Here is a 24,824-nt window from a genome sequence, read left to right on the forward strand (position 1 = left end):
TATGTACAAAAGAATAGTGCTGTTTTTTATTTTTCTGGGCTTTGCATGCGGAGCATTTGCTCAGGAAACTGACACTACCCAGGTTGAAAAACCGGCAGAGTTACCGGTTTTTTCTTATTCGTTGCCAAAGAAGTATAAAATTGCAGATATTAAGGTAACGGGTATTAAGAATTATGATGATTTTGTGTTGATCGGTTTCTCCGGATTATCCGTAGGAGATGAAGTTACTATCCCCGGAGATGAAATAACGACAGCCATAAAACGTTTTTGGAGGCATGGACTGTTTTCTGATGTAAAGATATTGGCTACTAAGGTTGAAGGAGACCAGGTGTGGCTGGAAATACAATTAAAGCAACGTCCTCGTATTTCGGAAGTTAATTATCACGGCATTAAGAAAGGGGAAAAACAGGATATTGAAGCTAAACTAGGCTTAAAGAAAGGCTTTCAGGTAACGCCGAACGTGATGGACCGTGCCAAGATATTAATCCAGAAGTTTTTTGATGGTAAAGGATATAAGAACGTGGATGTGGAAATTCTTCAGAAAGATGATATTTCCCATGAAGGTGAAGTTATAGTGGATATATTCATTAATAAGCATGAAAAGACCAAAATTCGTAAAATTCACTTTGATGGGAATAAAGCGTTGACGGATCGCGACTTGAAAAAGGCTATGAAGAAGACGAATGAAAAATTCAACCTTCAGAATGACTGGAAATCCAGTGTCCTTGAGATGTTCAGCACAAAGAAGTTTACAACGGAAGAATACGATAAGGATAAGAAAAATATTATTGATAAATATAATGAACACGGTTATCGTGATGCTGTAATTCTGGAAGACAGTGTTGTGAATTATAATGATAAACGTGTTGATGTTTATATAAAGGTTGACGAAGGTGATAAGTATTACTTGCGGGATATTTCTTTTGTAGGTAATACAAAATATCCTACGGAGCAGTTGAACTTCTTGTTAGGAATGAAGCCCGGCGACGTATATAACCAGAAGAAATTAGGAGAACGTTTGCAAAGTGATGAAGACGCTGTGTCGAACCTGTATTTCAATAACGGTTATTTATTCTTTAACGCCGATCCTGTGGAAGTAGATGTAGATAATGATTCTATCTCTTTGGAAATCCGTATTCAGGAAGGTCCTCAGGCCTCTATTAATAAGATTATAATTAATGGTAACGACCGTTTGTATGAAGATATCGTTCGTCGTGAACTTCGTACTAAACCGGGTATGTTATTCAGTCGTGAAGATTTGATGCGTTCTGTTCGTGAAATTGCACAGATGGGACACTTTGACCCGGAAAACCTGGTTCCGCAACCAATACCGGATGCCGAAAATGGAACTGTGGACATCCAGTATAATCTGGTATCTAAAGCTAATGACCAGATCGAATTCTCTGCCGGTTGGGGACAAACAGGTGTGATCGGTAAATTAAGTTTGAAGTTTACCAATTTCTCTGTAAAGAACTTATTTAATCCTTCTACTTATAAAGGTGTCATACCGCAAGGTGAAGGACAGACTCTGACTCTGAGCGGACAGACCAACGGACGCTATTACCAGGCATATAGTATTTCGTTTATGGATCCCTGGTTTGGCGGTAAACGTCCGAATACGTTATCGTTAAGCGCTTATTTCTCAAGGCAAACCGATATTAGCAGCAGCTATTATAATAATAATTACTATAATAGTTATAATCCATATAATTATTATGGCGGATATGGTGGTTATGGTGGCTATGGATATGGAAATTATGGTTATGGTAATAATTATAACTATGAAGCTGCATTGAACCCGGAAAAATATATCATGATGTTTGGTCTTTCTGCCGGTTATGGTAAGCGTTTAAATTGGCCGGATGATTTCTTCCAGTTCATGGCAACACTGAATTATCAGATGTACAAAATGCATGATTGGGATTACTTCCTTGTAAACAATGGTACATGTCATAACATCAACTTGGAATTGATGTTGCAACGTAACTCTATAGATAACCCGTTGTATACTCGTCGCGGTTCTCAGTTCTCTTTATCAGTGAGTGCAACTCCTCCGTTCTCTTTGTTCGATAATAAGGATTACGGATCATTAAGCGATCAAGACCCGACCAAGTTCCGTTTTATCGAATACCATAAATGGAAATTCAAAGCTAAGATATTCTCTCCGTTAGCTCCGTTGACAGTAAAACGCACACCGGTATTGATGACACGTGTTGAATATGGATTCTTGGGTTCTTATGATAAGAATAAGAGGTCTCCGTTTGAAACATTCTATATGGGCGGTGACGGTATGAGCGGTTATTCAAGTACTTATGCAACTGAAACAATCGGATTGAGAGGATATGAAAACGGAAGTATTGCCGGTAATGGCGGTTATAATTCTTATGGTTATGCTTACTCACGCTTGTCAATGGAATTGCGCTATCCGTTCTTGTTGGAACCTTCATCAACAATCTATGGTTTGGTATTTGCTGAAGCAGGTAATGCCTGGAGAACTTTGAAGGAATTTAATCCGTTTGATCTGAAACGTTCGGCTGGTGTGGGTGTCCGCATCTTCCTTCCGATGATCGGATTGATGGGTATTGACTGGGCATACGGATTTGATACTCCCGACTATTCAAGCAAGCGTGGTGGTAGCAATATCCACTTTATTATTGGACAAGAATTCTAAATTAACGTAATTTAGATTCTATATTATAAACCCTCTGCTATATTTGCAGTCATAAGATGAAACATGAAAGGTAAAAGTATGAAAAAGATAATTGCTTTAAGTTGCTTTATATTCCTTTGCTCTTTTGCGGGAATGGCTCAGAAGTTTGCTTTGATCGATATGGAATATATTCTGAAGAATATACCGGCATACGAAATGACTAACGAGCAGTTAAGCCAGGTTTCAAAGAAATGGCAGAATGAGGTAGAGGCAATCCAACAGGAAGCCCAGAATATGTATAAAACTTATCAGAGCGATTTGGTATTTCTTTCGGCCGAAATGAAAACAAAGCGTGAAGAAGAAATCGTGAAGAAAGAGCAGGAAGCTCAGGATTTGAAACGTAAATATTTTGGACCTGAAGGGGAACTGTATAAAAAACGTGAAAGTCTGATGAAACCTATTCAGGATGAGGTTTATAATGCAGTAAAAGAAATTTCAGAAGATAAGGGGTATCAGTTGGTAATGGATAGAGCTTCAGCTATGAGTATTATTTTTGCATCTCCAAAAATTGATATTAGTAATGAAGTGCTGATAAAATTAGGATATTCAAAATAAATGCTTACATTTGTGCGCTTTAAGCACGGCAAGTAATTGAATTGATTAATAACAAAGTAATATAAAGAAAAATGAAGAAACTTATTGTCTTATTGTTTATGATTCTCCCTCTGGGAGCTATTGCACAGGAAGTGAAAATTGCTTATGTGAATACTCAGGATATATTTTTGGCATTACCTGATGCTGGCGATATGGAAAAGAAAATGGCAGACTTGAATGAAAAATATAAAGGTGAATTGAAGACGATGCAGGATGAATACACAAAGAAGTATTCAGATTTTGTTGCTCAGCAAGATTCATTGACCGAGAATATCAAATTGCGCAGAATGCAGGAAATTGAAGATATCCGCGGACGCATAGATAATTTCATGCAGGTAGCTCAACAGGATATACAGAAGAAACAGGGTGAATTGCTTCAGCCTATCCAGGATAAGATCCAGAAAGCAATCAAAGCTGTAGGTGACGAAAAAGGTTATACTTATATTGTAGACCCTCAGGTATTGCTTTATACAGGAACGAATGCAATTGATGCTACTTCTTTCGTGAAGTCTAAATTAGGTATTTAATATATTATCTGAATAAAAGGAAAGGATGCCCTTCTATAGAAAGGCATCCTTTGTTTATTATAAATGGAAGCAAAGAATAAATACTATTCGCAAAAACCGGGTCCGATCGGTGTATTTGATTCCGGTTATGGTGGCTTGACAATCTTTGATAAGATACGGTCTGTCATGCCGGATTATGATTATATTTATTTGGGCGATAATGCGAGAACACCTTACGGCACTCGTTCTTTTGAGGTAGTTTATCAGTTTACGCGACAAGCTGTAATGAAGTTGTTTGAAGAAGGTTGCCGGCTAGTGATACTGGCTTGTAATACGGCTTCTGCTAAGGCCTTGCGAACTATTCAACAACGTGATTTGCCTGGCTGGGATGCAGAAAGGCGTGTTTTAGGGGTTATTCGTCCTACTGTTGAACTAATGGATACTATTAGCAAGACAAAGCATATAGGGATTTTAGGAACTAACGGGACAATATCGTCCGGTTCCTATACGATGGAAATAGGAAAAATGTTTCCGCATATAAAGGTTACCGGAGAAGCTTGCCCGATGTGGGTCCCTTTGGTGGAAAATAATGAATTTGATTCTCCCGGCGCCGATTATTTTGTAAAGAAACATTTGGAACACGTACTTTCTGCCGATCCTGAAATAGATACTTTGGTTTTGGGCTGCACACATTATCCTTTGTTAATAAATAAAATCGAAGCCAATTTGCCTAAAGGGATAACGCTTTTTTCTCAGGGCGAATATGTCGCAAAGAGTTTACAGGATTATTTAAGACGCCATTCTGAAATGGATGCGAGACTGACGAAAGAGGGTAGAAGCCGTTTCTTAACGACAGAGTCGGCTGAAAAGTTTTCTGAAGCTGCGTCCTTATTTTTGAGTGATACAATCCAAGTGGAACAGATTTCTATTGATCGATGAAATATAGCTGGATTATAGTATTTCTGGTTCGGTTTATTTGTTGTTTTGCCGTACAACAAGGAGACTTGGATAGCTTATTGTCTTCGAAAGGATTGATTAATATCAGAACATTAGATAGTACTATCTGTGTAGAATTGAAGTATGCCCAACAGGATAACTTTATGAATCAGGCTGTATATAAAGGATTATCTCAAGCTTGGTTACGCTTCGAAGCTGCCGGTATGTTGGTAAAAGCCCAAAGGTTATTGAAATTGGAACATCCTGCGTGGACAATTGTAGTGTATGATGCTGCTCGTCCTATGTCCGTCCAGCGTAAAATGTGGAGCTTGGTTAGAGGAACAGATAAAACGAATTATGTGAGTAACCCTGCTAATGGCGGTGGTCTGCATAATTATGGTATGGCTGTAGATGTTACAATACTGGATGAAACAGGCATACCTCTACCTATGGGAAGCCCGTTCGACTATTTCGGCGAAGAAGCACATACTTCCAATGAAGAAGCACTATTGAAGCAAGGTAAAATAAACCAACAAGAATATAATAATCGCCGTTTGCTTCGTCGAGTTATGACGAAAGCCGGTTTCCGCATTATATCCTATGAATGGTGGCACTTTAATGCCTGTTCACGTACAGATGCTCGTAGGCTGTATCCGGTGATAGATTGATCAATGAATGTTTTTTCCAAAAGGTGCTAATGCCAGTGCTGCCAGTTTGAAGTGCTGACGGCCGAAAGGGATTCCGATAATAGTAATACATAACAAAATGCCGAAACCGAGATGCGTCAGACAAATCCAGATGCCGCCTATGAATATCCATATTACATTCATGATCAATGAGAGACAACCTCCGGAATTGCCATTGTCTGTAACCTGGCTGCCAAATGGCCACAAAGCCAACATGGACAACTTCAATGTTTGTAATCCGAATGGTATACCTATGATAGTAATCATTAACAGCAGACTGGATATTAAGTATTCTATACTGGTAATAATACCTCCGCAAAGTAGCCAGATAATGTTTCCGAGGAATTTCATAAGCCTTTTTGTTTTATAGATGCAAAACTATCTATTTCTGCCAATACTTGTTGCTTTATAATCTTAAAACTGTCTGTTAATTCCGGTTTTATGGGTTTAGACGGGGGAGCATCCATTTGAAGAGGATTGATTGGCTGTCCGTTCTTGTGTACGCGAAAATCGAGATGGGGTCCTGTTGAAAGCCCGGTAGAACCTACATAAGCAACTTCTTGTCCTTGCCTTACATGACTTCCAACCTTAATTCCCGGAGCAAACTTGCTAAGATGCATATAAGTTGTGGTATAAACGGAATTGTGCTTAATCTTTAAGAAGTTCCCTCCTCCTCTCTGATAACCTTTTGCTATAACGGTACCGTCTCCGATACTTTTAACCGGAGTCCCGACAGGAGCGGCGTAGTCTACGCCGTGATGTGCCCTGTATCTTTTTAAGATAGGATGAAAGCGGGCATTGGTAAACCGGGAAGTGATACGGAAGAAATCCAATGGCGCTTTCAAAAATGCTTTTCTGAGGCTGTTTCCCGCTTCATCAAAATATTCAGAGATGCTATCCTGGGTAAATGGAATAGCAACAAAATCTTTTCCCCGGTGAGTAAAGATTGCCCCTTCGACGGATGCTATTTTGAGCGCCGTTGTATCATCGATATAAGCAACGTCATATAATACCTTAAACGAATCCCCTTCCTTTACATCAAAGAAGTCTATCTGCCATGCGTACACATTATTAGACAGCTCCAGTGCAAGAAGCGGATCTGCACCTGAAGCCTTTATCACATTCCAGAGTGAAGAGTTTAAAACGCCTTCTGCATATTTACGTTTCAGGATGATGGGTTTTGAAAATTCGTAAGCGCATATAGTATCATTGGTAAAGTCTATAATAGCATAGTCGGTTAACGACTTGGCAAAGGCAATATAACGTATGGCAGCAACACTATCATTTGTGGTAAAGGTGCAATAATGCATTCCGGCACGTAGTTTGGTTGGGTCTAATACATGCCGTGAAGACTTGCTTATACTATCTGCCTGCAGAGCCGAAAAGCCCAGACCTGAAAAGATTGTAGCCGGATTATCTCCGCTTTTTATCATGTATTCGTTTACATTCAATGAGTCAATACATATTCCGTATTGGTAGATATGTTGCAGACTGTCTATCCATTCACTGTCTACTTCTTCTTCCGTTTGTTTGACATGTGTACAGGAAAGACTGCTTACCAATAAAACCAGTAAGATATAAATAATACTTTGTTTCTTCATACATTCTTTTTAGTATGGCAAATTTAAGGAAAATAATCTAAAGACAGAACTTGTTTTGTACCTTTGCGCCCCGGTAAGAAGATTGTTTTATGAATATACACAGACTATTCCGCCGCCCGGAAGGATTGAAAGGCAAGTTGTTTAAGCTGACCGGCCCTATCTTTTTAGAGACTTTGCTGATACTGACTTTAGGTGTGGTTGATACCTTAATGCTCAGTCAGTATTCTGATAATTCGGTGGCTGCAGTTGGCGTGGTAAACCAATTGCTCAATATGGTTTTTTTACTCTTTAATATTACTACTACAGGAACAGCAGTTATGTGTGCCCTCTATTTCGGGGCAAAGAATAACAAAAGCTTTATTCAGGTAGTAGGAACATCTTTGTTGTTCAATGCGGCGGTTGGCTTAATCATTAGCTTGATACTTACTTGCTTTGGCGGGCGGATGCTTGTAATGATGGATATTCGTCCGGACCTGATGCCTGATGCTTCCATATATATGAAGATCGTAGGTGGTTTTGGCTTCTTTCAGGCAATTACGTTTACCGTATCTACAGTATTGCGTGCAGCCAATAAACCAAACTATTCTATGCAGGTTGCATTAGTAATTAATATACTGAATATTTTAGGAAACTATACATTGATATTCGGTCATTTCGGTTTCCCGGCTTTGGGTGTCGAAGGAGCGGCTATTTCTACTTCTGTTTGTCGCGCTATAGCTATGATCTTCCTTTTTATCGTGCTGTTTAAGCGATTGATTCACCGGATGCCTTTGGCCTATTTCCGTCCCTTTCCTTTCAGGATGCTGAAAGACGTTCTCAAGATAGGAGCCCCTTCTGCTGTCGAACAAATCTCGTACGATGCGTCACAGGTGGCTATTGTTTACTTTATTAATATGCTGGGTAACGAGATATTGGCGACCAGGGTATATGTGATGAATATTGTTATAGTGGGTTATCTTTTCTCCCTTTCCATAGCTCAGGCAACGGCTGTTTGTACCGGAAATCTGGTGGGGGCCGGAAAGAAGCGTGCTGCTTATACGCTGAGCTGGTATGCGTGGAAACGTTCTTTGTTTATAACTTTTGTTGCAAGTTCGAGTGTTTATCTGCTTGGCCGCCCATTGTTGGGAATATTTACAGAGAACGAAACGATTATAAATGTAGCAATGGGAGTATTGCTGGTTGATATTTTCCTGGAGCAAGGACGTGCTACGGTGTTGATGTTCCTTTTCAACCTGCGCTCGGTGGGAGACGTCATAGTGCCGGTGTTGATAGAATTGGTTTGCATGTGGTTCTTTGCAGTCTTCTGCGGCTATATGTTTGGTATTGTGTTCGGATTGGGTTTGGCCGGCATGTGGGTGGCTTTTGCAATGGACGAAAGTTCACGGGGTATAGTTCTGGCTTTAAGATGGCGTACGCAAAAATGGAAGCGACGAAACTTGATTCGCCACGATGTTAAGGTTGGTTAAATCAAGGGCTGGCTCGGAACATTTTACCTTTTAATACCGTCATATCTTTACGAAGTATATTTTATAAATGATATAAGTTATGAAGAGAATTATTATGTATGCATTGCTGATTCCTATGTTTGTAGGAATAGCTGTTTCTTGTTCGGAAGCTAAAACAGATGCGAAGAAACTGGAAGGTAAATGGAAAGTAGTAGAAGTAAAAGGTAAAAAGATTCTGGAAGAAGGTTTGCCTCAGATGGATTTTAATATGGCGGAAAACAAATTGCATGGTAATGGCGGTTGCAATATTTTTAATACGACCATTGAGTTAGATCCTAACGATGTTTCATCTATAACTATTAAACCGGCGGCAGCTACAATGATGGCTTGTCCGAATATGGAAACCGAAGACGCTGTATTCCAGGCTATGAATGATGTTAAAGCGGTTAAGGCCGGACAGAACGATGAAGAAATGTTGCTGGTTGATGCCAATGGGGATGTATTGTTGGTTTTAGCTAAAAATTAATTTGAATGAAACATTTATTCTATTTAGGTTTGCTCGTAGCAGGTGTAGCTTTATTGGCCGGATGTAAAGCTAAAAAAGCAACTGTTGCATCATACTCGGACTTGGACGGGGAATGGGAGGTCGTTGAATTAAACGGTACAAAGCTGAATCCGGAAGTAACCAACCAGATGCTGGTGATTGATGTGGCACGTAATCATTTGTCCGGAAACGCCGGCTGCAACCGTATTATGGGGCAGATAGAGTATAATGATATGTATAAAAATATCATTAAGTTCCCTCAAGTGGCAACAACACGTATGATGTGCCCTGATATGAGTGGTGAAACCGAATTGTTGCAAGCGCTCAACAAGGTGGTGCGTTTTGAGGCTGTAGGCGAAGAGAAGCCAATTAAAGAAATTGCCTTGTACGGAACCGACAATGGTAAATTGTTGGTGATGAAAAAGAAAAGCAAAGATATCAATGAATAGCTATTTCTTTCTTTTCCCGGTTGGATAATCCGGATATAGCAGATACTTTTTACGTATTTGTTTGTATTTCTCAAGCTCCGGCTGCCAACTATCGCGTATTTCCTGCTCGGATAATCCACGTACTATCTGGAAACGAAGTTTCTTTGTTCCGGCCAATAGGTCGAACCAGTGCGGCCGGGCAAAGAAAAACGCCTGGTCTTTTCCTGCTTTATTATAAAAGTCGAGGAAGAAACTTAATGATAATCCTCCCTGATATGGATATTCACGAAGGTCTACTCCATAACATTCTTTGTTTTTCTGTAATGGATTCTTATCAAAGCCTTCCAGAGGAACGGGCGTAAAGCTGAAGTCTCCGTATTTTTTATCCGGATAACCTATTACCTGAAAAGGATAATAGGTGCCGCGTCCTATGCTGATATTAGTTGCTTCGAAAAAGCATAAAGACGGATATAAACGAATAGCCTGGTCGTTAGGCAGGTTAGGAGATGGTTTTACCGGTAACCAATAAGGATCTCCATGTTTCCAGTTCTCCATTTTTATTATTTTAAGATGGCAAGTATCTGGCGTGCTGTCCAACCAACCTTCACCATTGATCATCCAGGCCAGTTCTCCCACTGTTAAACCGTGCAATAATGGAATAGGATCTACGCCAACGAAAGACTCGAAGCCCTTTTCACGCATTGGCCCGTCTACAAAGTCGTTAGGATTGGGGCGATCCAATACTACGAATTCTTTGTTATTTTCGGCACAGGCTTCCATTACATAATGCATTGTGCTAATGTAAGTATAGAAACGGGCTCCGACATCTTGAATATCGAATACAATAACGTCCAGGTCGCTTAACTGCTCGGCTGTGGGCTTCTTGTTTTTTCCGTAAATGGAAATGATCGGGACTCCGGTTTTAATATCTTTACTGTCGCTGATTTCGGCGCCGGCATCGGCAGTTCCTCTGAAGCCATGTTCAGGGGCAAATACTTTTTTTACGTCAATACCGTTTTCCAGCAAAGCGTCCAAAAGATGTTTTTGTTCACTCTCCAGAATAGAAGTTTGGTTGACAACAAGCCCAACCCGTTTGTTTTTTAATAACCGGGTGACGACATCCATGCGTTCGGCACCTAATTTTAATGGGGCTTGTGATAAAGTGGCAGCTTGAATTTCGGGGGACAAACACAGGTAGAACACCCAAAAGGCAAGCCAAATAACAGCTTTCATAAATTTTTCCTCTTTATATATGATGCAAAAATAGCGAATCTTTTCTGTTTTTCCTCGTGTGGTTTTATCCTTTTCTTGCTTAATGTTTATCCTTTTCAATACAAAGATGTAGCCGTTCGCCGTTCGTCGGACAATCGTTCTTGGTACAGCGAACGACTGTCCGACGATCGGTGAACGATCGTCCTGCGGGCGGCGAACGGTTATAGGCTCCCGTTGAAATGTTTAGGCTACAAAGACAAAACAACTACTTCGTCTTATTGTTTAATAAAAATAGTATATTTGCAATTAAGAAATTTGTATGGCATGAATCCATTAGATATAATAAAAAAATATTATCCCTTAGAATCGGAAGCTTTCCGGATATTGGTTACGCATAGCAGAAGTGTGGCTGATAAGGCTTTATCTATTGCCCGAATGCATCCGGAGATGAATTTGGATTTGACTTTTATCGATGAGGCTTCTATGTTGCACGATATTGGTATTTTTAAATGTAATGCTCCGGATATAGCTTGTTATGGCGAGGCCGAATATATATGCCATGGCTATTTGGGTTCCGATTTAATGCGCGAAGAAGGTTTTCCCAGGCATGCCTTGGTTTGCGAGAGGCATACAGGAACAGGGATTTCGTTAAAAATGATAGAGGAACGTAATCTTCCCCTTCCGCAGAGAGACATGCAACCGGTGTCTATGGAAGAGCAGTTAATTTGTTTTGCAGATAAATTTTATAGTAAAACGAAGTTGGAGAAAGAGAAGTCAATAGATAAAGTAAAACAAGGTCTTTCCAAATACGGCGCCGAAACTGTGGGACGCTTTGATTCGTGGTGTAAACTCTTTTTAGGGGAATAAAAACAGTAAGGCTCATTTATTTATTATACATTTGCACGCTGTAACTGAGGAGTAGGACAGGTTACCGGTTATGTCGACACTGGCTCTGCTATCAATTGTTATTTTAATGAAATACAGACTACTAATAATCTTTATACTTTCTTTTTTAGGAGGTACTTCTTTGTATTCTCAGAGAGCGGTAGCTCCGGGGGATAGCATTCCGGGTGCTGTTTCCGAGACGGCGCAACAAGATAGTACCGCCTTGGCAGATTCTACTGCACATAAAAAACAAGGCCTGGATGCTGTGGTAACTTATTCGGCTGCAGACTCTATTGTAATGACGGCAGGTAATTGGGCTTATCTTTTCGGAGACGGAAATGTAAAGTATCAGCAAATAGAACTTACGGCCGAGAATATAGAGATGAATATGGATAGTAGTCTTGTATTTGCCAAATTCGGCTTGGACTCTATTGGCCAGGAGTTTGGCTATCCACTGTTTAAAGATGGGGGAGAAGAGTACGAATCGAAGACGATGCGTTATAATTTCGGTACGAAAAAAGGGTATATTACGGATGTAATTACGCAACAGGGCGAAGGTTATGTAACGGCCGGCCGTACTAAAAAGATGGATAATGATGTGCTTAATATGGTGGGTGGCAAATATACTACCTGCGACGAGCATGAACATCCGCACTTTTATATCCAGATGACAAAAGCTAAAGTTCGTCCGAAAAAGAATATTGTAACCGGACCTGTTTATCTTGTTTTCGAAGACGTTCCGCTATATCCGTTAGGACTTCCGTTTTGTTTCTTCCCATTTTCGACTACCTATTCTTCCGGTATTATCATGCCTACTTTCGGAGATGAAAATGCGCGTGGTTTCTTCTTGCGGGACGGTGGATATTACTTTGCCTTAAGCGATTATATCGATTTGGCATTGACTGGCGAAATTTATACAAAGGGTTCATGGGGATTGGCTGCACGTTCTTCTTACAGGAAAAGGTATCGTTTTTCCGGTAATTTTGATGCTTCTTATCTGGTAACACGTTTGGGTGACAAAGGTTTGCCTGATTATAGTTTGGCAAAAGACTTTAAAATAAGATGGACGCATACGCAAGACCCGAAGGCTAATCCGTACCAGAATTTCTCTGCCAGTGTGAACTTCTCAACCAGTAGCTATGACCGTAATAATACGAATAGCTTGTTTAATATGGATGCTACCCAGAATACGAAAGGTTCCAGTGTCAACTTTACACAGCGATTTCCGAACAATCCGTTTACACTTTCGGCAACAATGAATATTAACCAGCGTTCGAGTGACTCTTCTATTTCTGTAACATTGCCTGATATTTCAGTAACAATGAGCCGTATTTTTCCGTTTAAACGTAAACATGCTGTAGGTGCAGAACGTTGGTATGAGAAGATTTCAATGAGTTATACCGGCTATTTACGAAACAGTATCGATACGAAAGAAAACCTGTTGTTTAAGTCGAATATAATTAAAGACTGGAAGAATGCCATGCAACATCAGATTCCTGTCAGTGCAACATTCTCGGTTCTTAAATATCTAAATATTTCTCCTTCTTTTAATTATACGGAACGTTGGTACACAAGCAAGACGGAGCAGGAGTATGATTTGCAACAGAAGCGCATGGTAGCCCGTGACACGACGTATGGTTTTTACAGGGTATATAATTTTGACGCATCCGTTTCTGCATCAACTACTTTATATGGTTTTTATAAACCATTACCTTTTCTGGGAGATAAGGTGCAGATGATCCGTCATCGCTTTGAACCTTCCGTTAGTTTAAGTATTGCCCCGGATTTTGGTTCTTCCCGTTTTGGTTTCTTCAAGGACTATACGTTTAGGGATGAATATGGCCAGAATCAGACGGTAACTTATTCTCCTTTTGACGGACAAATGTTTGGTGTGCCATCCAGAGGGAAACAGGGACTTGTTAGTTTCTCTGTCAATAATAACATAGAAATGAAAATCCGTACGGATAAAGATTCGACGGGAGTTAGAAAGATAAGTCTCATAGACAAGTTGTCTTTAGGCATGAATTATAATATGGCGGCAGACTCGTTTAAATGGAGTGACCTGACTGTAGGATTGCGTCTGAAATTCTCTAAAAGCTATACATTGAACCTGAACATGGTGTTTGATACATATACTTATGGTTACGATGAAACGACCGGCAGGCCTTATAAGATAGATAAAATGCGTTGGAACTCGGGTAAAGGAATAGGCCGTTTACGTACGACGGGGACGAGTTTCTCTTATACGTTTAATAATGAAACATTCAACAAATTGTTTGGGGGAGGAAAAAGTAAATCGGATAGCCAGAACAATTCATCCGGTACCGGAACCGAGGACGGCTTGAATCCTGAAGAAGATGGAACATCGGAAGACGGACAAAAGAGTGGCGGACGTTTACTTGGAAAAAAGAAAGAAGCCGGAGAAACGGATGCGGACGGATATTTGGTATCTAAAATACCTTGGAGCCTTTCGTTTAACTATGGTTTGAATCTAAATTACGGGACGTTTAATCCTAAGAAGATGGAATATAACTATAAACTGACTCATTCGCTTAGTTTTAATGGAAATATTCAGCCAACAAAGAATTGGCGTTTTAATTTTAATGCAACCTATGACTTCGATACAAAGAAGATATCATATATGACTTGCAATATTACGCGCGATTTGCACTGTTGGCAAATGACAGCCAGTTTTATACCGGTTGGCCCGTATAAATCTTATTCGTTCTCTATTGCTGTAAGTTCTTCTTTACTGAAAGATTTGAAATTGGATAAGAGAAGCAACTATCGTGACGGACAACAATGGTACTAAATAAAACATTGAGGACTGAAAATTAAATACCGTTAGCCGGTTTAATTTTCAGTCCTCAATGTTTTATTTCCGTTTTGCTTCTTACCAGTCTATCGGTTCTTGTCCGGTTGCAATTAAATAATCATTTGTTTTGCTGAAATGTTTGTTGCCAAAAAATCCACGGAATGCAGATAGTGGAGACGGGTGGGCGGATTTAAGGATAAGATTGCGTGACGAATCTATAAATGCCCCTTTACGCTGGGCGTAAGAACCCCAAAGGATATAAACAATATGGCTGCGTTCGGTGGCCAGGCTATGTATGACTGCATCTGTAAATGCTTCCCAGCCTTTGTTTTGATGGGAACCTGCCTGGTGTGCACGAACCGTTAAAGTTGCGTTTAGCAAAAGAACGCCTTGATCTGCCCATCGTAGTAAATTACCGTTTGTTGGTATCGATTTACCCAGGTCGTCTTGTATCTCTTTGAATATGTTAATGAGTGATGGAGGAAATGGGGTTCCGTCCTGCACAGAAAAGCATAATCCGTGTGCTTGTCCGGGTTCATGGTAAGGATCCTGACCAAGAATTACGACTTTCACTTTGTCGAACGGACAATGCTCAAATGCGTTAAAAATATATGGTCCCGGAGGATAGACAGTTGTTTGTTTGTATTCCGCCTTTACGAAATTGATTAGTTGTTCGAAATAGTCTTTTTCAAATTCGGGCGCTAAGCGCTCTTTCCAACTTTGTTCTATTTTTACATCCATGGCTTTATAAGTTGACAGGTGACAATCGACAGGTGATAGGTGGAAAATGTATTTTACCTGTCAACTGTCAACTAAATTAAGTACATTCCTGCATCATTAGCTTCTTTGCGCATTTCTTCAGGCCATATGCTAGCCTGGATTTCTCCGATATGCGCTTTACGGAGATAGAACATACATAAACGGCTTTGACCGATGCCTCCGCCGATACTTTGAGGAAGCTCTCCGTTCAGAAGGCGTTTATGGAAGTATAGTTCTTTTTTTTCTTCTGCATTGTTAATGGCTAGCTGACGCAATAATGCTTCTTTATTGACGCGGATTCCCATTGACGATAATTCCATGGAACGGTTTAACACATCGTCCCAAACCAATAAGTCTCCGTTTAATCCGGTTTGTCCGTTCTCTGCTATTGTAGACCAGTCGTCATAGTCGGGAGCACGCCCGTCATGTTTCTTGCCATCACTTAAACGGCAACCGATGCCAATAATGAATACGGCGCCGTATTCTTTTGCTATGGCATCTTCGCGTTCTTTTGCTGTAAAGGTAGGATATTTTTGTAATAAATCCTCGGAATGTATAAAATGAATATATTGAGGAAGTGTCGGTTTGATTTGTGGAAACATTTCGTATACCAGATATTCTGTCCGTACCATAGCGGCATAGATGCGGCGCACAGTTTCTTTTAAGAATTCGATGTTTCGTTCATTTTTATTCATTACGCGCTCCCAGTCCCACTGGTCTACGTATAAAGAGTGTAAGTTGCCGAGTTCTTCATCGGAACGGATAGCGTTCATATCCGTATAAATACCGTAACCTTCTTCTATTTGATAATCGGCCAAAGTGAGCCGTTTCCATTTGGCCAGAGAGTGTACAATTTCGGCTTTAGAATCGTTTAAGTCTTTGATTGGAAACGTAACAGCTCGCTCTGTCCCGTTTAAGTCATCATTAATACCCATACCTTTCAGGACAAATAAAGGTGCGGTGACACGACGTAAACGTAGTTCGGAAGAAAGATTTTGCTGGAAAAAGTCTTTGATCTTTTTTATACCCATCTCTGTTTGAGCTAAATTCAAAAGTGCTTTATATCCAGCCGGTTTAATTAAATAACTCATATTCTGCTGTACTTTTTGTTTATTAAATGTGCGCAACAAAGATAATTATTAGTTGCAAAACATCAATACGGATTGATATTTTATTTGCAAAATGGTAGTGTAATTACTTTTTGTGTGTGCAAAATATCAGAATTGTGTGCGAAAGAGATAATATGAAGATAATAGAAACTCTTTGCCCGTACAGTTTGCTTAACTGAGAGATTATATTTACTTTTGCGCAGTCTTTGGCTTGGTAGCTTAGTTGAATAGAGCGTCAGATTCCGGTTCTGAAGGTCGTGGGTTTGAGTCCCACCCGAGTCACATTAGAGAAAGCCTGGTGATTCTTGTGAGTCAAGAATTACTGGGCTTCTTGCATATTTGCATATTTCTACCTTTTTCTGCTATAAAGACAAAACTTTTCATCTCTTTGCATTGTTTTTTAATTAAACATTAAAACGAAAAAAATTATGTCAGCAATTTATAGGTTTTTATTCCCGACTAAGCCGGATGGTGCGGCTATATCATTGTTATTATTGGCGTTCAGAATATTATTTGGCGTGTTGCTTATGTCGCATGGCTTGCAAAAATTGAATCATTTTTCAGAAATGGCTGCCACTTTTCCTGATCCCTTGGGAGTTGGTCATTCTGTTTCGTTGGGATTGGCAATTTTCGGAGAATTGTTTTGTTCATTGGGATTTATATTCGGTATATTGTACCGTTTGGCAATGATTCCGATGATTTTTACTATGTGTGTGGCATTTTTTATAGTGCATGGATCGGATCCGTTCGCAGTAAAAGAACTGGCATTCGTGTATCTGGTTGTATTTGTTATAATGTATATGGCCGGGCCGGGCAAATTTTCTGTGGATAGATTGATTGCAGTAGCCTTGTCAAAGAAGCATTGATTCGACTCCAAATCGAATCAATGTATTTTTATGCCAAAAGAATAAAGTAATTGTATTGCATCAGGCAGACTGAATATTGCATCTTTTACTTGGTTCTCCGAAAGGTTGAATTGATAATTAACGGCAGTGCTGAAATCTGCCTTCTTAAGATTACAGTGAATGAATGTAGTGCCTGATAGATTTGTGTTGTTAAATTTACATTTACATAGATTGGCTTCGGTAAAATCTACTTCTGTGGCATGAACATCTTCGAAGGAACATTTTTGTAAATCCAGCTTGTAAAAACTGGAATAATCAATAACAGTTTCTTTGAATTTTATGGATAGGGTAAAGCTCTTTTGCCGGCATTCATACCAAAGTATCCCGATAAGTTTGCAGCTTGTGAATGTCGTATCTCTGAAAATACAGTCTTTTATACGTATATTGCTGAGGTTGCAGTTCTCAAAAGAGCAGTTTTCAAAAGAACATGAAAGAAATTGGGTCGAGCTGAAATCGCAATTTGTAAAGTGGCAATGATCAAATTGGATTTTGAAAAAATCTTGGTTGCTTTCAATTATATTTTTGAATATTTCGTCTTGGTAATCGGTGTCGTTTTGTAGTAGCATATAGATAGAAGAATTAGGTTTAAACAAAAAAAGGAGAGTTGAAAAACTCTCCTTTTTATTGGGTGGGCGTTGACGGATTCGAACCGCCGACCCTCTGCTTGTAAGGCAGATGCTCTGAACCAGCTGAGCTAAACGCCCGAATTGAAAATATTGCGTGAAAGTGGTGGGCGTTGACGGATTCGAACCGCCGACCCTCTGCTTGTAAGGCAGATGCTCTGAACCAGCTGAGCTAAACGCCCTTTCACTATTTTTTCGTTCTTTCGGTATGTCTTATCTCTTTAAGACGGTGCAAAGATACGTGTTTTTTAATTACCTCCAAATTTTTAATGGGAAAAATTAAAAAAAACATTCTCTCTCTCTATTATTCAGGATAAATGCATTACATTTGCAACTCTATATTAATATATGTATATGGTATTTTCGACACTTACAGCAATTTCGCCCGTAGATGGGCGCTATAGAAGCAAAGCTGAGAATCTGGCAGCTTATTTTTCAGAATATGCACTCATAAAATATAGAGTGCGGGTAGAGGTAGAGTATTTTATAACTCTTTCTGAATTTCTTCCGCAATTAGAAGAATTGAATACTTCGGAAATTAAAGCGGAACTCAGAAAAATTTATATGAATTTTTCTGCAGAAGATGCACTACGTGTAAAGGAGATTGAAAGCGTAACAAACCATGATGTAAAGGCTGTAGAATATTTTATTAAAGAAAAAACAGATAATTTCCTTGCCGAAAAATATCATGAATTTATACATTTCGGCCTGACATCCCAAGATATAAACAATACGTCTGTCCCTCTTTCGTTGAAAGATGCAATGAATGAGGTTTATTATCCCGGCATACAGGAAATAATAGATACATTGAAAAAGTATGCAGAAGAATGGATGAATATTCCTATGTTGGCAAAGACACATGGCCAGCCTGCTTCTCCTACACGTCTTGGAAAAGAGATTATGGTCTTTGTATATAGATTGGAACAGCAATTGGCTTTGCTTAAAGCTATCCCGGTTTCTGCGAAATTTGGAGGAGCAACAGGCAATTTTAATGCTCATAGAGTCGCTTATCCTGAATATGATTGGAAAACTTTCGGTAATAGATTTGTGAATGAAGTATTGGGCTTAAGCCGTGAACAATGGACAACACAGATTTCAAATTATGATAATCTGGCTGCTATTTTTGATGGAATGAAGCGTATCAATACAATAATGATCGATCTGAATCGTGATTTCTGGCAATATATTTCAATGGAATATTTCAAGCAGAAGATAAAAGCCGGAGAGGTTGGTTCGTCTGCTATGCCTCATAAAGTGAATCCGATTGATTTTGAAAATGCTGAAGGCAATTTAGGTATGGCTAATGCTATTTTGGAGCATCTGGCAACAAAGTTGCCGGTATCCCGCTTACAACGCGATTTGACGGATTCTACTGTGCTTCGTAATATAGGAGTACCTATGGCACATATCGAAATTGCATGTAAAAGCTTAACAAAAGGTCTGGGTAAATTGTTATTAAATGAAAATGCTTTATCAAGGGACTTGGATAAATGTTGGGCTGTTGTTGCAGAAGGAATACAGACTATATTACGTCGTGAAGGTTTTCCGAAACCTTATGAAGCGTTGAAGGCTCTGACTCGTACGAACGAGGCTATTACGGAACAGTCTATTTCTGATTTTATAGATACATTGGAAGTTAGCGACAATATTAAAAGGGAATTAAAGGCGGTAACGCCGCATAATTATACAGGTATTTAGTGAAATGTTTAGGTGGCCGTGAGGCTACCAATTAGTTAATTATTATTTAATATACAACAATGAGTACAGAAGAAAGAGATGAATCTCAGCCGCGTCCAAGAAAAGTGATACCAAGTATCAGACGGGAAAACACAGACCAGGAAGGTGAAAGAAGACCTTACAATCAGGGATATAACAGACCTGAAGGTAACAACTATGAACGAAGATCATATAATCGTCCTACTCGGGATGACCGGGGTGGTTATAACAGACCTTCTTATGGAGATAACCGCTCTTCGTATGGTGATCGTCAAAATTCGTATGGCGATCGTCCGAGTCGTCCACGCATGTATGACAATCGTGATGGAGGGTATAACCGCGAAGGTAATTATTCCCGTGGAGGAGGATATAATCGTCCTTCTTATGGAAATAACAGACCATCTTATGGTGGTGGCGAACAGCGTCAGTACAATCGCCCTTCGCGTCCGAATTATGATGATAACAGACCATCGAGAGCCTATTCAGCAGGTCCTTTAGGGGATACTGAAGGAGATGGAATGAAAAAGAGAAGACCACGCGTTGGTGATGTTCGTGTAAATTCGTATGATAATCGCGATAATCGTGGAGGCAGACCTTCTTACGGGAATAATAATTCTTATGGAGGTGGCCGTAATGGTGGTTATAATAATAGACGTCCCAATAATAACTACCGTTCAAATGATTATAATCCGAATGCTAAATACAGCTTCCAGAAACAGCTAAAATACAAGGAAGTATTAGCTGACCCGAATGAACCTATTCGTTTGAATAAATTCTTGTCCAATGCCGGTGTTTGCTCACGCCGTGAAGCTGATGAATACATCCAGGCTGGTGTTGTAAGAGTTAATGATGTGGTGGTTACGGAATTGGGAACAAAGATTACCCGCCAGGATAAAGTTATGTTCCATGATCAACCGGTACAGATAGAAAGTAAAGTATATATTGTACTGAATAAGCCGAAAAATTGTGTAACAACATCGGATGATCCTCAGGAACGTTTAACTGTTATGGATTTGGTAAAGAATGCTTGCCAGGAACGTATTTATCCGGTAGGCCGTCTGGACCGTAATACAACGGGTGTATTGTTGTTGACAAATGATGGTGATCTTGCATCTAAACTGACTCATCCATCATTTAAGAAAAAGAAGATATACCATGTATGGCTGGATAAGAATGTATCTATTGAAGATATGGAAAAGATTGCTAATGGCTTGGAACTGGAAGATGGCGAAATTCATGCAGATGCTATCAGTTATGCAAGTGAAGATGATAAGAGCCAGGTTGGTATTGAAATTCATTCAGGACGTAACCGTATCGTTCGTCGTATATTCGAATCTCTTGGCTACCATGTAACAAAGTTGGACCGTGTTTATTTTGCCGGTCTTACTAAGAAGAATTTGGGAAGAGGGAAATGGCGCTATCTGAACGAAAGAGAAGTAAATGCTCTCCGGATGGGAGCTTTTGAATAAAGTTACAGAAGTTAGCCGGTTTCTAGCCGGCTAACTTGTTTTGATTACTTAAGAATAAAAATATAAACATGGAAACAATTACTAGAACAAAAATTGTAGATGTACTGAAAAGCGTAGCTTTCGGTTCGACCGTTAACGTAAAAGGTTGGGTACGTACCCGCAGAGGTAGTAAGCAAGTTAATTTTATTGCTTTGAATGACGGCTCTACAATAAATAATGTTCAGATCGTTGTGGATGTGGAAAAGTTGGGTGAAGAATATCTGAAACCAGTTACTACAGGTGCATGTATTAGTGTAAATGGTATTTTGGTTGAATCGCAGGGGAAAGGCCAGAATGTTGAGATTCAGGCTACGGAGATTCAGATATATGGTTCGGCGGATCCTGCTACTTATCCTTTACAGAAGAAAGGACATTCATTGGAATTCTTACGTGAAATAGCTCATTTACGTCCGCGCACGAATACTTTCGGAGCAGTTTTCCGTATTCGTCATAATATGGCAATAGCTATTCATAAGTTTTTTCATGAAAGAGGATTTTTCTATTTCCATACGCCTATTATAACAGCTTCGGACTGCGAAGGTGCAGGACAGATGTTTCAGGTAACAACGATGAATCTGTACGATCTGAAAAAAGATGAGAATGGCTCTATTATTTATGATAATGATTTCTTCGGAAAACAGGCTAGTTTAACAGTTTCAGGACAGCTCGAAGGCGAATTGGCTGCAATGGCATTGGGGGCGATTTATACATTTGGTCCTACGTTTCGTGCAGAAAACTCTAACACACCCCGTCATTTAGCTGAATTTTGGATGATTGAACCCGAAGTGGCTTTCAATGAAATTGCTGAAAATATGCAGTTGGCTGAAGACTTTATTAAATACTGTGTTCAATGGGCTCTGGATAATTGTCATGACGATATTCAATTCCTGAATGATATGTTTGATAAGGGCTTGATTGAACGTCTGGAAGGTGTATTAAAAGAAACTTTTGTCCGTTTGCCATATACAGAAGGTGTAAAGATACTGGAAGAAGCTGTAGCCAAAGGACATAAATTTGAATTCCCTGTATACTGGGGAGTTGATTTGGCTTCTGAACACGAACGTTATCTGGTGGAAGAACATTTCAAACGCCCGGTTATTCTGACAGATTATCCGAAGGAAATAAAAGCATTCTATATGAAGCAGAACGAAGACGGTAAGACTGTTCGTGCGATGGATGTTTTGTTCCCTAAGATTGGTGAAATTATTGGAGGTTCACAGCGTGAAGAAGATTTTGAAAAGCTTCGTACGCGTGCAGAAGAAATGGGCGTTCCGGTGAAGGATATCTGGTGGTATCTTGATACCCGCCGTTTTGGTACGGCCCCTCATTCCGGCTTCGGATTAGGATTTGAACGTTTACTTTTGTTTGTGACAGGAATGGCTAACATCAGAGATGTAATACCTTTCCCGCGTACTCCTAAAACTGCCGATTTTTAAAAGATAAGCAGGAGAATTAAATATAAAAAGAGAGCGTCTCAATTACATTTGGGGCGCTCTCTTTTTTGATGCGTATCTGATTTGATTAGGTTGCATACTTAAATTAATCAGGATGCGGATGTATTTATTCGTCGTCGTTCAGATCAATTGGAATTTGTCTTTTAAAAGCTTCCTTAAATGAGATAAGCGATTCTGTACGAGCCAATCCTAAAGGTTGAAGTTTATTATGGATAATACTCAGCAGGTGCTGGTTGTTCTTTGCGTATATTTTTATGAAAAGATCATATTGACCGGTAGTGTAATGGCATTCTACTACTTCAGGTATTTCTTTCAAAGCTTCCGTTACCGTTGGAAACTGGCCTGGAGACTTGAGGAAAAGACCCATGTATGCACATGTTTCGTAACCAACTTTCGTGTTATCTACGATAAACTCAGAACCTTTGATAACTCCGATATTTGTCAGTTTCTGAATCCGCTGGTGAATTGCAGCTCCTGACACATTACATTCCCTTGCCACTTCAAGAAATGGCATGCGGGCATTTCCAATAATCAGTTTTAGGATTTTCTCGTCTAATTCATCCAGTTGATGGTGTGCCATAAATTCGTTGTGTTTATATGTATTAAACTGTTCCTTACAATTTGATACAAATATAAGTAATAAATAATAAACTGCCTATGTTTTTGATTTTAATATTTAACTTTGTAAGAGGTCTTTATTAACCAATTAAGTATATAATTTTATGGATGTTGATCAAGTTATAGTTTGTGAGTTTGTCGAAGATTTTAAGAATCCGGTTTTAAATCAAGTGGAAAAAACATATAATGATTCTTTTCCGGAAGGTGAAAGACGTGCTTTTTCTCTAATTCGTGATTTAGTAAAGGATAATTCAAATTTTCATGTATTTGCTGTTTATCGGGAAGATGTTTATGTTGGATTTATTACGGCGTGGACATTTGATGGTTTTACATATATAGAACATTTTGCAATAGATGAAGCCGCCCGTAACGGAGGAATAGGAGGGAAGGTTTTAGGTCGGTTTCTTTCCGAGATAAAGACTCCAGTTGTTTTGGAAGTGGAATTACCAACTGAGGAGATGAGCCGGCGCAGAATAGGCTTCTATGAGCGTTTAGGCTTTAAACTGGATAATCATGTGTATTTTCAACCTCCTTATCGTCAAGGTGAGTCTTTTATTGAAATGCGTTTGATGACCCATGGTGATATAGATTTAGGTAAATCTTTTGAATTGGTAAAGAATAATATTCATAAGCAGGTTTACGGACAATAAAAAAGGCGGGGTTTCAAACCTCGCCTTTTTTGTATTGTTGCATTAGTTTTAATCTACACGCTGAGCAGCAGAATAACTAATCTTCAGTGCATATGCTTCACGAAGTGCCTGCTTAATATCAGTTATAACACCCATCTTGGTCGATTTGTCTGCCTTGATGGATACTGTCATAAACGGCTGATCTTCTTCTTTCATACTTGACTTTTCCTGTGCGATATAATCCTGAATTTCTGATGTTTCAGCAAATGCGTCATTTAACTGAATACGAGTTTCAGAACCCATCTTTGCTCTTAAATCCGGAGTTGGTTGACCAACATAGATGAATGTCACCAATGATTTCTTTTCCAACTTTTGGAGTTCTGTAGCCTGAGGAGCTTTGAATACTACTTTCAAAGTTACTTCACGCATGGTTGTTACCATCATGATAAAGAACAAGAAGGCAAATACTAAGTCAGGTAATGATGATGTATTCAATTCAGGCATTTCACGACCGCCTGCTTTACTAAACTTTCCCATTACTTTTTGTCTCCATAATTTTTAGGTTCTGCTTCAGATATCTTTTGAGGATATATCATCTGCACAGCCTTTTGTTGTTCTTCATCCAAATCTGCAAAAGCTTTTCCGAATTTTTTCTTGGAAATGTCATCTCTTAATTCATTATAAGCTTTTGCAAGCTCATTCTGAACATTAATGTATGCCTGATACTCGGTACCACGGTCATTCATTAATGAAATGATATGGTTTTTTGTTACCATTTGTTTTCCGAAGAAAGGAACATCAACTTCTACCTTTTCAGGTTTGTGTTCGTCATTGTATGCATTTTCTACGAACTCTTTAACCTTTTCTTTCAATTGCTTGATATCAATAAACTGATCACCGCACAAAATCTGATTACTACTGTTAATCAAGATTGGCAGCAAGTTTCTCTTTTTGATATCAATATCTTCATTCTTTTGATCTTTAGGCACAGGGGGTGGCAAACGTCTTGCCAAACCTTTATCTGTATCCATAGAAGTGGTAATAAGGAAGAAGATAAGCAACATGAAAGCAATATCGGCTGAAGAAGTCGCGTTCATTGCGGGAACTTTTCTCTTTTTCTTTGCCATAATGCTTAATGTTT

Annotated in this window: 24 protein-coding genes and 3 tRNA genes; 16 read left to right on the forward strand and 11 right to left on the reverse strand. The window is 39.3% G+C overall.

Features of this window, described 5'->3' with window-relative positions; genetic code table 11:
* The first annotated feature begins 1 nt into the window (after nucleotide 1).
* The 5 genes from bamA to C4S38_RS03295 all read left to right on the forward strand — a co-directional run bounded on the left by bamA (nucleotide 2) and on the right by C4S38_RS03295 (nucleotide 5,414).
* Entirely contained in the window at nucleotides 2–2,671 is a 2,670-nt protein-coding gene (bamA, locus tag C4S38_RS03275; protein ID WP_103982545.1) for an outer membrane protein assembly factor BamA, read from the forward strand.
* Between the two features lie 78 nt (nucleotides 2,672–2,749).
* Nucleotides 2,750–3,265, forward strand: a complete 516-nt coding sequence (locus C4S38_RS03280; RefSeq protein ID WP_099464319.1) for an OmpH family outer membrane protein — start codon at nucleotides 2,750–2,752, stop codon at nucleotides 3,263–3,265.
* A 71-nt stretch (nucleotides 3,266–3,336) separates the two neighbouring features.
* Entirely contained in the window at nucleotides 3,337–3,831 is a 495-nt protein-coding gene (locus tag C4S38_RS03285) for an OmpH family outer membrane protein (protein WP_103982546.1), read from the forward strand.
* A 63-nt stretch (nucleotides 3,832–3,894) separates the two neighbouring features.
* On the forward strand, nucleotides 3,895–4,749 hold the full coding sequence (gene murI, locus C4S38_RS03290; RefSeq protein WP_103982547.1) for a glutamate racemase: 855 nt from the start codon (nucleotides 3,895–3,897) through the stop codon (nucleotides 4,747–4,749).
* Nucleotides 4,746–5,414 carry a M15 family metallopeptidase gene (locus C4S38_RS03295; RefSeq protein ID WP_103982548.1) on the forward strand — a complete coding sequence of 223 codons (669 nt, stop codon included), beginning with the start codon at nucleotides 4,746–4,748 and terminating at the stop codon, nucleotides 5,412–5,414. The genes murI and C4S38_RS03295 overlap by 4 nt, the downstream gene beginning before the upstream one ends.
* On the opposite strand, the gene C4S38_RS03300 is transcribed toward C4S38_RS03295, so the two are convergent.
* Nucleotides 5,415–5,783, reverse strand: coding sequence for a YccF domain-containing protein (locus C4S38_RS03300; protein WP_103982549.1), 369 nt, complete (start codon nucleotides 5,781–5,783; stop codon nucleotides 5,415–5,417).
* Nucleotides 5,780–7,033, reverse strand: a complete 1,254-nt coding sequence (locus C4S38_RS03305) for a M23 family metallopeptidase (protein WP_103982550.1) — start codon at nucleotides 7,031–7,033, stop codon at nucleotides 5,780–5,782. Before C4S38_RS03305 ends, C4S38_RS03300 begins: the two co-directional genes overlap by 4 nt.
* Before the next feature lie 89 nt (nucleotides 7,034–7,122).
* On the opposite strand from C4S38_RS03305, the gene C4S38_RS03310 reads away from it, so the two are divergent.
* From C4S38_RS03310 to C4S38_RS03320, 3 genes are all read left to right on the forward strand, one after another.
* The gene (locus C4S38_RS03310) at nucleotides 7,123–8,499 is read left to right on the forward strand and encodes an MATE family efflux transporter (RefSeq protein ID WP_200817938.1); all 1,377 of its coding nucleotides are present in this window, start codon (nucleotides 7,123–7,125) and stop codon (nucleotides 8,497–8,499) included.
* Nucleotides 8,500–8,578: 79 nt separating this feature from the next.
* Entirely contained in the window at nucleotides 8,579–9,004 is a 426-nt protein-coding gene (locus tag C4S38_RS03315; protein ID WP_103982551.1) for an META domain-containing protein, read from the forward strand.
* Nucleotides 9,005–9,009: 5 nt separating this feature from the next.
* Nucleotides 9,010–9,471: an META domain-containing protein gene (locus C4S38_RS03320; RefSeq protein ID WP_103982552.1), complete on the forward strand. Its 462-nt coding sequence runs from the start codon at nucleotides 9,010–9,012 to the stop codon at nucleotides 9,469–9,471.
* Here the strand turns inward: C4S38_RS03320 and C4S38_RS03325 are convergent, their stop codons facing one another.
* The gene (locus C4S38_RS03325) at nucleotides 9,472–10,683 is read right to left on the reverse strand and encodes an exo-beta-N-acetylmuramidase NamZ family protein (RefSeq protein ID WP_103982553.1); all 1,212 of its coding nucleotides are present in this window, start codon (nucleotides 10,681–10,683) and stop codon (nucleotides 9,472–9,474) included.
* A 303-nt stretch (nucleotides 10,684–10,986) separates the two neighbouring features.
* Between C4S38_RS03325 and C4S38_RS03330 the strand changes: the two genes are divergently transcribed.
* Nucleotides 10,987–11,529 (forward strand): HD domain-containing protein, encoded by a 543-nt coding sequence (locus C4S38_RS03330; RefSeq protein ID WP_103982554.1) that lies wholly within the window; start codon nucleotides 10,987–10,989, stop codon nucleotides 11,527–11,529.
* A gap of 106 nt (nucleotides 11,530–11,635) precedes the next feature.
* Nucleotides 11,636–14,359 (forward strand): putative LPS assembly protein LptD, encoded by a 2,724-nt coding sequence (locus tag C4S38_RS03335; protein WP_394340839.1) that lies wholly within the window; start codon nucleotides 11,636–11,638, stop codon nucleotides 14,357–14,359.
* A gap of 81 nt (nucleotides 14,360–14,440) precedes the next feature.
* Here C4S38_RS03335 and C4S38_RS03340 read toward each other — a convergent pair whose 3' ends face one another.
* Together C4S38_RS03340 and asnA are read right to left on the reverse strand one after the other, a co-directional pair.
* Complete coding sequence (locus tag C4S38_RS03340) at nucleotides 14,441–15,103, reverse strand: uracil-DNA glycosylase (protein WP_103982555.1); 663 nt, start codon at nucleotides 15,101–15,103, stop codon at nucleotides 14,441–14,443.
* A 71-nt stretch (nucleotides 15,104–15,174) separates the two neighbouring features.
* Nucleotides 15,175–16,212: an aspartate--ammonia ligase gene (asnA, locus tag C4S38_RS03345; protein WP_103982556.1), complete on the reverse strand. Its 1,038-nt coding sequence runs from the start codon at nucleotides 16,210–16,212 to the stop codon at nucleotides 15,175–15,177.
* A gap of 226 nt (nucleotides 16,213–16,438) precedes the next feature.
* Here asnA and C4S38_RS03350 point away from each other — a divergent pair.
* Nucleotides 16,439–16,512 (forward strand) — tRNA-Arg (locus tag C4S38_RS03350).
* A gap of 146 nt (nucleotides 16,513–16,658) precedes the next feature.
* Nucleotides 16,659–17,096, forward strand: coding sequence for a DoxX family protein (locus C4S38_RS03355; protein ID WP_103982557.1), 438 nt, complete (start codon nucleotides 16,659–16,661; stop codon nucleotides 17,094–17,096).
* Nucleotides 17,097–17,113: 17 nt separating this feature from the next.
* Here the strand turns inward: C4S38_RS03355 and C4S38_RS03360 are convergent, their stop codons facing one another.
* From C4S38_RS03360 to C4S38_RS03370, 3 genes are all read right to left on the reverse strand, one after another.
* Complete coding sequence (locus tag C4S38_RS03360) at nucleotides 17,114–17,701, reverse strand: pentapeptide repeat-containing protein (RefSeq protein WP_103982558.1); 588 nt, start codon at nucleotides 17,699–17,701, stop codon at nucleotides 17,114–17,116.
* 63 nt (nucleotides 17,702–17,764) lie between these two features.
* Nucleotides 17,765–17,839: transfer RNA gene (locus C4S38_RS03365), tRNA-Val, on the reverse strand.
* A 23-nt stretch (nucleotides 17,840–17,862) separates the two neighbouring features.
* Nucleotides 17,863–17,940 (reverse strand) — tRNA-Val (locus C4S38_RS03370).
* Between the two features lie 172 nt (nucleotides 17,941–18,112).
* On the opposite strand from C4S38_RS03370, the gene purB reads away from it, so the two are divergent.
* The 3 genes from purB to asnS all read left to right on the forward strand — a co-directional run bounded on the left by purB (nucleotide 18,113) and on the right by asnS (nucleotide 22,418).
* Nucleotides 18,113–19,456, forward strand: a complete 1,344-nt coding sequence (gene purB / locus C4S38_RS03375) for an adenylosuccinate lyase (protein ID WP_103982649.1) — start codon at nucleotides 18,113–18,115, stop codon at nucleotides 19,454–19,456.
* A gap of 59 nt (nucleotides 19,457–19,515) precedes the next feature.
* Nucleotides 19,516–20,943, forward strand: coding sequence for a pseudouridine synthase (locus C4S38_RS03380; protein ID WP_103982559.1), 1,428 nt, complete (start codon nucleotides 19,516–19,518; stop codon nucleotides 20,941–20,943).
* A 68-nt stretch (nucleotides 20,944–21,011) separates the two neighbouring features.
* On the forward strand, nucleotides 21,012–22,418 hold the full coding sequence (gene asnS / locus C4S38_RS03385; protein ID WP_103982560.1) for an asparagine--tRNA ligase: 1,407 nt from the start codon (nucleotides 21,012–21,014) through the stop codon (nucleotides 22,416–22,418).
* 124 nt (nucleotides 22,419–22,542) lie between these two features.
* Here asnS and C4S38_RS03390 read toward each other — a convergent pair whose 3' ends face one another.
* Complete coding sequence (locus C4S38_RS03390; RefSeq protein ID WP_099464305.1) at nucleotides 22,543–23,016, reverse strand: Lrp/AsnC family transcriptional regulator; 474 nt, start codon at nucleotides 23,014–23,016, stop codon at nucleotides 22,543–22,545.
* Between the two features lie 142 nt (nucleotides 23,017–23,158).
* Between C4S38_RS03390 and C4S38_RS03395 the strand changes: the two genes are divergently transcribed.
* A complete protein-coding gene (locus C4S38_RS03395) occupies nucleotides 23,159–23,704 on the forward strand; it encodes a GNAT family N-acetyltransferase (RefSeq protein ID WP_099464304.1) in 546 nt (181 codons plus the stop codon).
* A 48-nt stretch (nucleotides 23,705–23,752) separates the two neighbouring features.
* On the opposite strand, the gene C4S38_RS03400 is transcribed toward C4S38_RS03395, so the two are convergent.
* Together C4S38_RS03400 and C4S38_RS03405 are read right to left on the reverse strand one after the other, a co-directional pair.
* Nucleotides 23,753–24,220 carry an ExbD/TolR family protein gene (locus C4S38_RS03400; protein ID WP_099464303.1) on the reverse strand — a complete coding sequence of 156 codons (468 nt, stop codon included), beginning with the start codon at nucleotides 24,218–24,220 and terminating at the stop codon, nucleotides 23,753–23,755.
* Nucleotides 24,220–24,810: a biopolymer transporter ExbD gene (locus tag C4S38_RS03405; protein ID WP_099464302.1), complete on the reverse strand. Its 591-nt coding sequence runs from the start codon at nucleotides 24,808–24,810 to the stop codon at nucleotides 24,220–24,222. The genes C4S38_RS03400 and C4S38_RS03405 overlap by 1 nt, the downstream gene beginning before the upstream one ends.
* Nucleotides 24,811–24,824: the final 14 nt, after the last annotated feature.

The organism is Parabacteroides chinchillae, from assembly GCF_900108035.1.
Lineage (GTDB): Bacteria > Bacteroidota > Bacteroidia > Bacteroidales > Tannerellaceae > Parabacteroides > Parabacteroides chinchillae.